General features: G+C 67.7%; 9 protein-coding genes. 2 read left to right on the forward strand and 7 right to left on the reverse strand.

Translation table 11 applies throughout. The features are described 5' to 3' along the window. Positions 1–677: NADP-dependent isocitrate dehydrogenase (locus ACT6S0_RS25045; protein WP_444766468.1), on the forward strand; the 677-nt coding region annotated here is incomplete at its 5' end. A 63-nt stretch (positions 678–740) separates the two neighbouring features. Here the strand turns inward: ACT6S0_RS25045 and ACT6S0_RS25050 are convergent. The 4 genes from ACT6S0_RS25050 to hemN form a co-directional block, all read right to left on the reverse strand. Then, positions 741–1,016 carry a hypothetical protein gene (locus tag ACT6S0_RS25050; RefSeq protein WP_444766469.1) on the reverse strand — a complete coding sequence of 92 codons (276 nt, stop codon included), beginning with the start codon at positions 1,014–1,016 and terminating at the stop codon, positions 741–743. A 54-nt stretch (positions 1,017–1,070) separates the two neighbouring features. After that, the gene (gene icd, locus ACT6S0_RS25055) at positions 1,071–2,327 is read right to left on the reverse strand and encodes an NADP-dependent isocitrate dehydrogenase (protein WP_444766470.1); all 1,257 of its coding nucleotides are present in this window, start codon (positions 2,325–2,327) and stop codon (positions 1,071–1,073) included. 61 nt (positions 2,328–2,388) lie between these two features. Next, positions 2,389–3,015, reverse strand: coding sequence for an urease accessory protein UreH domain-containing protein (locus tag ACT6S0_RS25060; protein WP_444766471.1), 627 nt, complete (start codon positions 3,013–3,015; stop codon positions 2,389–2,391). Then, positions 3,015–4,409 carry an oxygen-independent coproporphyrinogen III oxidase gene (hemN, locus tag ACT6S0_RS25065; RefSeq protein WP_444766472.1) on the reverse strand — a complete coding sequence of 465 codons (1,395 nt, stop codon included), beginning with the start codon at positions 4,407–4,409 and terminating at the stop codon, positions 3,015–3,017. Before hemN ends, ACT6S0_RS25060 begins: the two co-directional genes overlap by 1 nt. A gap of 113 nt (positions 4,410–4,522) precedes the next feature. On the opposite strand from hemN, the gene ACT6S0_RS25070 reads away from it, so the two are divergent. Next, on the forward strand, positions 4,523–5,272 hold the full coding sequence (locus tag ACT6S0_RS25070) for a helix-turn-helix domain-containing protein (RefSeq protein WP_444766476.1): 750 nt from the start codon (positions 4,523–4,525) through the stop codon (positions 5,270–5,272). Between the two features lie 90 nt (positions 5,273–5,362). Here ACT6S0_RS25070 and ACT6S0_RS25075 read toward each other — a convergent pair whose 3' ends face one another. The 3 genes from ACT6S0_RS25075 to ACT6S0_RS25085 form a co-directional block, all read right to left on the reverse strand. Beyond that, positions 5,363–5,704 carry a BON domain-containing protein gene (locus ACT6S0_RS25075; protein ID WP_444766473.1) on the reverse strand — a complete coding sequence of 114 codons (342 nt, stop codon included), beginning with the start codon at positions 5,702–5,704 and terminating at the stop codon, positions 5,363–5,365. Between the two features lie 199 nt (positions 5,705–5,903). Further along, positions 5,904–7,313 carry a sigma 54-interacting transcriptional regulator gene (locus tag ACT6S0_RS25080; protein WP_444766474.1) on the reverse strand — a complete coding sequence of 470 codons (1,410 nt, stop codon included), beginning with the start codon at positions 7,311–7,313 and terminating at the stop codon, positions 5,904–5,906. 11 nt (positions 7,314–7,324) lie between these two features. Continuing rightward, the coding region (locus tag ACT6S0_RS25085; RefSeq protein WP_444766475.1) for a hypothetical protein at positions 7,325–7,622 on the reverse strand (298 nt) is incomplete at its 5' end.

The following is a 7,622-nucleotide window of genomic DNA, read 5'->3' on the forward strand; positions in this document are numbered from 1 at the left end:
TCATGAGCCAGGTGCGTGCCATGCGTTACACGCTGGAGCGTGTGGTGCGCGGGCTGGACACCATCAGTGCCACCGGCAACATCCTGCGTGACTACCTGACCGACCTGTTCCCCATCATGGAGCTGGGCACCAGCGCCAAGATGCTGTCCATCGTGCCGCTGATGGCCGGCGGTGGCATGTACGAGACCGGCGCCGGCGGCTCGGCGCCCAAGCATGTGCAGCAGCTGGTGGAAGAGAACCATCTGCGCTGGGATTCGCTGGGCGAGTTCCTGGCCCTGGCGGTGAGCCTGGAGGACGTGGGCATCAAGACCAAGAACGCCAAGGCCAAGGTGCTGGCCCGGGCCCTGGACACGGCCACCGGCGAGCTGCTGGACAAGGCCAAGGGTCCCAGTGCCAAGACCGGCGAGATCGACAACCGCGGCAGCCACTTCTACCTGACGATGTTCTGGGCGCAGGCCCTCGCCGAGCAGACCGAGGACGCCGAGTTGGCCGCCCGCTTCAAGCCGCTGGCCGAGTCGCTGACGGCCAACGAGGCCAAGATCACGGCAGAGCTCAAGGACATCCAGGGCAAGCCGGCCGACATCGGTGGCTACTTCCTGCCGGATGTCGCCAAGCTGGACAAGGTCATGCGCCCGAGCGCGACCTTCAATGCGGCGCTGGAGTCGCTGGCGAGCTGATCGGCTTCAGCAACAAAACGGGGCGCCGGTCGGCGCCCCGTCTGCTTTCCTGGGATCCCCCGCTCAGTGCATCCAGAGCTTGCGGTTCACATCGACGGGCGGCGCGGGCTTCAACGCATCACGCACGCGCTCGACCGCGTCCGGTGAATCCTTGTCATCGACCGACACGATCAGCCGCAGCCACGCGGCCTTGCTGCGGTCCGCCTCGCGCCGCGTCCAGCACCAGACCTGCGCGCCGAGTTGGCCAGACCGATCCGCCAGGCGCACCTCATCGAAGTCCGCCCCCTGATAGGTCAGCAGCCGGTCTTCGGCAACATAGGTCGTGAGGTATTCGGGCATGCTGGACTCCAGGCGTTGAACCGGCCGATGGCCAATGATGCGCGCCCCGCCGCGTCACTCCATGTTGTCGATCATCACTTGACCGAAACCGGAGCAGGACACCTGCGTCGCGCCGTCCATCAGCCGGGCAAAGTCGTAGGTCACCTTCTTGCTCAGGACCGACTTCTCCATCGCGCTGATGATCAGGTCGGCCGCTTCCTTCCAGCCCATGTGCCGCAGCATCATCTCGGCCGACAGGATCTCGGAACCGGGGTTGACGTAGTCCTTGCCGGCGTACTTGGGCGCGGTGCCGTGGGTGGCTTCGAACATGGCGATGGAGTCGCTCATGTTGGCGCCCGGGGCGATGCCGATGCCGCCCACCTGCGCCGCCAGCGCGTCGGAGATGTAGTCGCCGTTGAGGTTGAGCGTGGCGATGACGCTGTACTCGGCCGGGCGCAGGATGATCTGCTGCAGAAAGGCATCGGCGATGCTGTCCTTGATGGTGATGTCCTTGCCCGTCTTCGGGCTCTTGAACTTGCACCACGGGCCGCCGTCGATGGGCTCGGCGCCGAACTCCTTCTGCGCCAGCGCATTGGCCCAGTCACGGAAGCCACGTTCGGTGTAGTTCATGTTGTTGCCCTTGTGCACGATGGTCACGCTGGGCTTGTTGTTGTCGATGGCGTACTGGATGGCCTTGCGCACCAGGCGCTCGGTGCCCTCGCGGCTGACCGGCTTGATGCCGATGCCCGAGGTCTCGGGGAAGCGGATCTTCTTGACGCCCATCTCGTCCTGCAGGAACTTGATGAGCTTCTTGGCCTTGTCGCTCTCGGCTTCGTATTCGATGCCGGCGTAGATGTCTTCCGAGTTCTCGCGGAAGATGACCATGCTGACCTTGTGGGGCTCCTTGACGGGGCTGGGCACGCCGTCGAAATACTGCACCGGGCGCAGGCAGACGTACAGGTCCAGCTCCTGGCGCAGCGCGACGTTGAGCGAACGGATGCCACCGCCAACCGGCGTGGTCAACGGGCCCTTGATGGACACGACATAGTCCTTCAGCACCTGCAGCGTCTCTTGGGGCAGCCACACATCGGGGCCGTAGATTTGGGTGCTCTTCTCACCGGCGTAAATCTCCATCCAATGGATCTTGCGGCTGCCGCCGTAGGCCTTGGCGACCGCGGCGTCAACGACCTTGAGCATGACCGGCGTGATGTCCAGGCCGGTGCCATCGCCTTCGATGTAGGGAATGATGGGCTGATCGGGAACGTTCAGCGAGAAGTCGGCATTGACCGTGATCTTCTGGCCGCCTTCGGGCACCTGGATGTGTTGGTACATGGCGTGTGGGCTTTCGCGAAATAGGCGAGTCAAAACGGGACCACGGGAGTTTATGGCCGCGTCAGCAGGCCAGCAGCAGGCGCTCCCAGACGCCATGCAACAGGCCCCAGGCGGCACCGAGCGCGAGTGCCAGGCCCGCCAGGCGCAGGGCCGGCGAGGCGCCGTCTCCGCCGCGCCGGAGCAGCCGCGCCCGCCACAGCGGCGCGACGACGAGGCCGGGCGTGCTGGTCAGCGCAAAGCCCGCCATCGCCGCCGCACCGCTGGCGGGAGAGCCGGACAGCCCCGCCAGCAGCAGCGCCGCATGTAGCAGCCCGCAGGGCATGGCCACCCAGGCCAGGCCGCTGGCAAAGGCATGGCGGGGCTGGGGGCGCCAGCTCACGGCACCCAGCCAGGCCGGTGCGCGGCCAAGCACGAGCAAGGTCAGGCCCAGCAGCAGCAGCGCGGCCTGCAGCAGGGCCCAGGCCGGTTGCAGGAGGCTCATGCCCTGCGACGCCCGCGCCAGCGCCTCGGCCGATGCCGCAGCGATCGCACCGCCCGCGGCATAACCCAGCAGTCGACCGGCCAGCAGGCCAACCGGGCGCTTGCCACCAGCCAGTGCACAGGGCGTACTGCACATGGCCGCGCAATGCGGCAGGCCGGCAAGGCCCATCAACGTGGCCGACGCGATCAGCGCGGCGTCCAAGGCCATCAGATGATTTTCGAGAAGCGCTCGCGGCTCGCATCCGCCTGGCAGTAGCGGTCGAACACCAGTGCGATGGCACGCACGAAGTACCAGCCCAACGGCGTGACCTGGATGGCGCCCGGCTCCAGCGTGACCAGCCCCTGCTCCGCGAGCTGCGTGAGCCGCGTCAGCTCCGGTGCGAAGTAGGTCGGCACATCGACGAGGTAGGACGCCGCGATGGACTCGAACTCGACGCGGCCCTGGCACATCAGCGCCATGATGACCGCCCGGCGCAGCAGGTCGTCGCGCGTCAGCGCCAGGCCGCGCTGCACGGGCAGTTGGCGCAGCTTCAATGCGTCCTCGTACTCAGCGAGCGTCTTGGCGTTCTGCGCATAGGTGGCGCCCACGCGGCTGATGGAAGACACACCCAGGCCAACGAGGTCGCAGTCCGGTTGCGTCGAATAGCCCTGGAAGCCGCGGTGCAGCATTCCCTGGCGCTTGGCCACGGCCAGCGGATCGTCGGGCAGCGCGAAATGGTCCATGCCGATGAAGGCGTAGCCCTCGCCCAGCAGCGCGCTGATTGCGCCCGACAGCATCGCCAGCTTGTCGCCCGCCGGCGGCAGCAGCTCGGCCACGATGCGGCGCTGCGGCTTGAAGCGCTGCGGCAGGTGGGCGTAGGCATACATCGCGATGCGGTCGGGACGCAGCTCGGCCACCTGCGCGATGGTGCGGGCAAAGCTGGCGGGCGTCTGTAGCGGCAGGCCGTAGATCAGGTCGACATTGGTGGACGCAAAGCCCAGTTCCCTGGCCTGTTGCATGAGCTTGGCGACCTGCGCCAAAGGCTGCACGCGGTGCACCGCTTTTTGCACCGCAGCGTCGAAGTCCTGCACCCCGAAGGACAGGCGGTTGAAGCCCAGCAGGCGCAGGTGAGTCAGGCGCTGCAGGTCCACGGTGCGAGGGTCGACCTCGATGGACAGCTCGGCGCCGGGCAGCAGCTTGAAGCGGCGGCGCAGCGCGTCCATCAGCGCGCTCAGTTCGGTGTCGGACAGGAAGGTCGGCGAGCCGCCACCCAGGTGCAGTTGCGACACCGGCGCAGCACCTCCGGAACCAGCGCCGAGCGCCTCGGCCACCAGGTCCATCTCCATGTTCAGCGCTGCCAGGTAGGGCGCGGCGCGCTCATGGTGCTTGGTGATGATCTTGTTGCAGGCGCAGTAGTAGCAGAGCTGCTCGCAGAACGGGATGTGCACGTACACCGACAGGGGCTGAGCCGTGCCGCGCTGGCGCAGCGCCTGCAGGTGCTGGGCGCCCTGGTAGGCCTCGACGAAGCGGTCGGCGGTCGGGTAGGAGGTGTAGCGCGGCCCGGCCACGTCGTGGCGGCGGAGCAGGTCGGCATCGAGGGGGCGTTCGGTCACAGCAGCCATGGCCTCACTGTGCCGAGGCGGCGGCGGTCGGGCCTTGATCCAGGTCAACGACGGCTCGGGCCATCCGCCAAAGAATCACTGACATGCTGACCACCCTGCCCCGCGCGATGAACATGCCGATCCATCCCGACGTGTCCACCGCTGCTCCCACCATCGAGCCGCTCAAGGTCGCATGTGCGAGCTGCAACCTGCGCGAGCTTTGCCTGCCCGTGGGTCTCAGCGCCACCGACCTGGGCCGGCTCGAGGGCCTGGTGGACAAACGTCGCAGCGTGCCGCGCGGCGAGCACCTGTTCCGCAACGGCCAGCGCTTCGAGGCGCTGTATGCGGTGCGCACCGGCTTCTTCAAGACCTGCGTCGGCAGCGAGGATGGGCGCGACCAGGTGACGGGCTTCCAGATGGCCGGCGAGCTGCTCGGGCTGGACGGCATCAGCAGTGACCAGCACCACTGCGACGCGGTCGCGCTGGAGGACTCGTCCGTCTGCGTCATCTCCTACAACCAGCTCGAAGGCCTGTCGCGCGAGTTCAGCTCGCTGCAGCACAGCTTCCACAAGATCATGAGCCGCGAGATCGTGCGGGACCATGGCGTCATGCTGCTGCTGGGCAATATGCGCGCGGAGGAGCGCCTGGCCGCCTTCTTGCTCAACCTGACGAAACGTCTGCAGGCGCGCGGCTTCTCGGCGTCCAGCCTGGTGCTGCGCATGACGCGCGAAGAGATCGGTAGCTACCTCGGCCTGAAGCTCGAGACCGTCAGCCGCACCTTCTCCAAGTTCCAGGAAGACGGGCTGATGGAGGTCAAGCAGCGGCAGCTGCGAATCCTGGACCAAGCGGGACTGCAGGCACTGGTCAACAACAGCGGGTGTTGAAAGGAGCCGCTCGTCCATGCGCGCTCGGCCCTGAATCAAAAAAGGCCCCGCGGGGGCGCGCGGGGCCTGAGAGCAAGGGACGACGGAGCTTTAGCCGACCTTGATCTCGTTGCGAACCTCCTTCACGCCCGGCACGGCCTGGACCAGCTGGACGGCCTTCTGGGCCAGCTCGGCGCTGGGGGCGGCGCCCTTGACGACGATCACACCGGCGCTGGTGCTGCTGACGGTCAGCGGCAGAGCGGACAAGTCCTTGTCCTGCTGCAGCGCGGCCTGGACCTGGCTGGTCAGGGCCGCGTCGCCCGCGGTCTGCGCCTGCGCAACCTGCTCGGCCGGAGCAGTCGCCGGCGCCGGGTCGGCGGCGATGGCAGCGCCAGCGGCACCTGCCATCAAAGCAGCAGACAGCAGTCGGGCGAAGGTGGATGTGTGTTGCATGCAGATCTCCTGAAGAACGTGAACCAAAAAGCGGTGCCGGGTGGCACCACGACAGGCCTAGCGCAAGGCCTGTGCCAGCGTTGATTTTTTGTTGTCAATCAACGACTTGTGAACCAGTTCACGCTGCAGAGGCACGGCACGGCGTGGTGGCGCTGCCGGTTCTGTCGCCAGACGGCGACAGCCCCTGGCGGGCTGCGCCCTAAGTGCTTGATTCACCTGACATCCTCTTGTCGCCAGAATCCGACGTCAGGGCGTCGCCCGCTTCCGCGCGGAACAGCTGCGGGTCCAGCCCATGCTTCTGCATCAGCCGGTAGAACTCGGTACGGTTGCGGTCCGCCAGGCGCGCAGCGTCGGCCACATGGCCCGAGGTGAGCTTGAGCAGCTGGTTCAGGTAATCGCGCTCGAACCGCTGCTTGGCGTGCTGGTAGTTCAGCACCTCCTGTGGCGGCATCTGCAGCGCCCGCTGCACCTGCGCCAGCGACACCAGCGGCGCCGTGGCCAGCACGCAGACCTGCTCGACGGCGTTGTAGAGCTGGCGCGCATTGCCCGGCCAGGGCGCCGCCACGAGCGCTTCCAGCGCGTCGGGCGCAAAACCCTTGACGGGCTTGCGATGCCGCCCGGCCAGCGTCTGCAGGAAATGCTGGGCCAGCAGCGCGATGTCCTCCCGGCGTTCAGACAGCGGCGGCAGGCTCAGCTTGACGACATTGAGCCGGTAATACAGGTCGGGGCGGAACTGGCCCTCGCTCATCGCCAGCTCCAGATCGCGGTGAGTGGCTGACAGCACGCGCACGTCCACCGCCACGGCCTCGTTGCTGCCGACCGGGCGCACCACGCGCTCCTGCAGCACGCGCAGCAGCTTGACTTGAAGGGCCAGCGGCATGTCGCCGATCTCGTCGAGGAAGACCGTGCCGCCGTGCGCAGCCGGGATCAGGCCCTGCCGATGGCCCTGCGCGCCGGTGAAGGCGCCCTTGACGTGACCGAAGAGTTCGGACTCCAGCAGGGCCTCGGGAATGGCCCCGCAGTTGACCGCGACGAAGGGCTTGTCGGCACGGGGGCTGGCCTTGTGCAGGGCGCGTGCCAGCAGCTCCTTGCCGGTGCCGCTGTCGCCGCAGATCAGCACGCTCGCGTCCGTCGCCGCCACCAGCCGGGCCTCAGCAAGCACCTCGGCCATGCGCGGGCTGCGGCTGAGTATCTCGCCGCGCCAGGCGTCGTCGCCGCCCACGGACGCCGGACCGGGCACGTTGACGCGCAAGGCCTGGTTGATCTTGCCCAGCAGTTCCTTGCCGTCGAACGGCTTGGTCAGATAGGCGTGGGCGCCGCGCGTCGTTGCCTCGACGGCATCGGGGATGCTGCCGTGGGCCGTCAGCAGGATGACCGGCAATGACGGGTGGCGGCTGCGCACCTCGTCGAACAGCGCCAGGCCATCCAGGCCGGGCAGGCGCACGTCGGTGATGACGAGGGATGGCAGGCGCACGGCCAGGTGGGCCAAGGCCGCCTCGGCGCTTGCCACGGCCTGCACGGCGTGGCCGGCGGCGGTGAGGCGCATCGTCAGCAGGCGCAGCAGATCGGCGTCATCATCCACGACGAGGATCGAAGCTTGAGTCTTCATGCCCTGCCCCTTCAACGGGATGCGCCCGGCTTGCCGGGCAGCGTCTGCTCGATGGCCTTGAGCGCTTCCAGCTTCTCGTTGAGCTGCTCGTTGCGGCGCTGGCTGTCGCGCAGTTGCAGCGTCAGCTTGTCGACATTGTCCTGCAGCCGCCGCTGCTCGGCCAGGCGGGCCGACAGCAGCGCGGCCAGGGCCTTCAGCGGCTCGGTCGGCGCATCGGTGGCGCTGGCTAGCACGTCGATCTGCGCGGCCGCCTGCGCCAGGTCGGCGCCGCTGCGCCCCTGGCTCAGGGCCAGGGCCTTGCGCAGATCC

This window comes from Roseateles sp. (assembly GCF_052436255.1).
Lineage (GTDB): Bacteria > Pseudomonadota > Gammaproteobacteria > Burkholderiales > Burkholderiaceae_C > Pelomonas.

Coding starts and splice junctions, on each gene's coding strand:
- ACT6S0_RS25070 (WP_444766476.1), top strand. CDS start 4,523: ATGCCGATCCATCCCGACGTGTCCACCGCTGCTCCCACCATCGAGCCG.
- ACT6S0_RS25050 (WP_444766469.1), bottom strand. CDS start 1,016: ATGCCCGAATACCTCACGACCTATGTTGCCGAAGACCGGCTGCTGACC.
- hemN (WP_444766472.1), bottom strand. CDS start 4,409: ATGGCTGCTGTGACCGAACGCCCCCTCGATGCCGACCTGCTCCGCCGC.
- ACT6S0_RS25075 (WP_444766473.1), bottom strand. CDS start 5,704: ATGCAACACACATCCACCTTCGCCCGACTGCTGTCTGCTGCTTTGATG.
- icd (WP_444766470.1), bottom strand. CDS start 2,327: ATGTACCAACACATCCAGGTGCCCGAAGGCGGCCAGAAGATCACGGTC.
- ACT6S0_RS25060 (WP_444766471.1), bottom strand. CDS start 3,015: ATGGCCTTGGACGCCGCGCTGATCGCGTCGGCCACGTTGATGGGCCTT.
- ACT6S0_RS25080 (WP_444766474.1), bottom strand. CDS start 7,313: ATGAAGACTCAAGCTTCGATCCTCGTCGTGGATGATGACGCCGATCTG.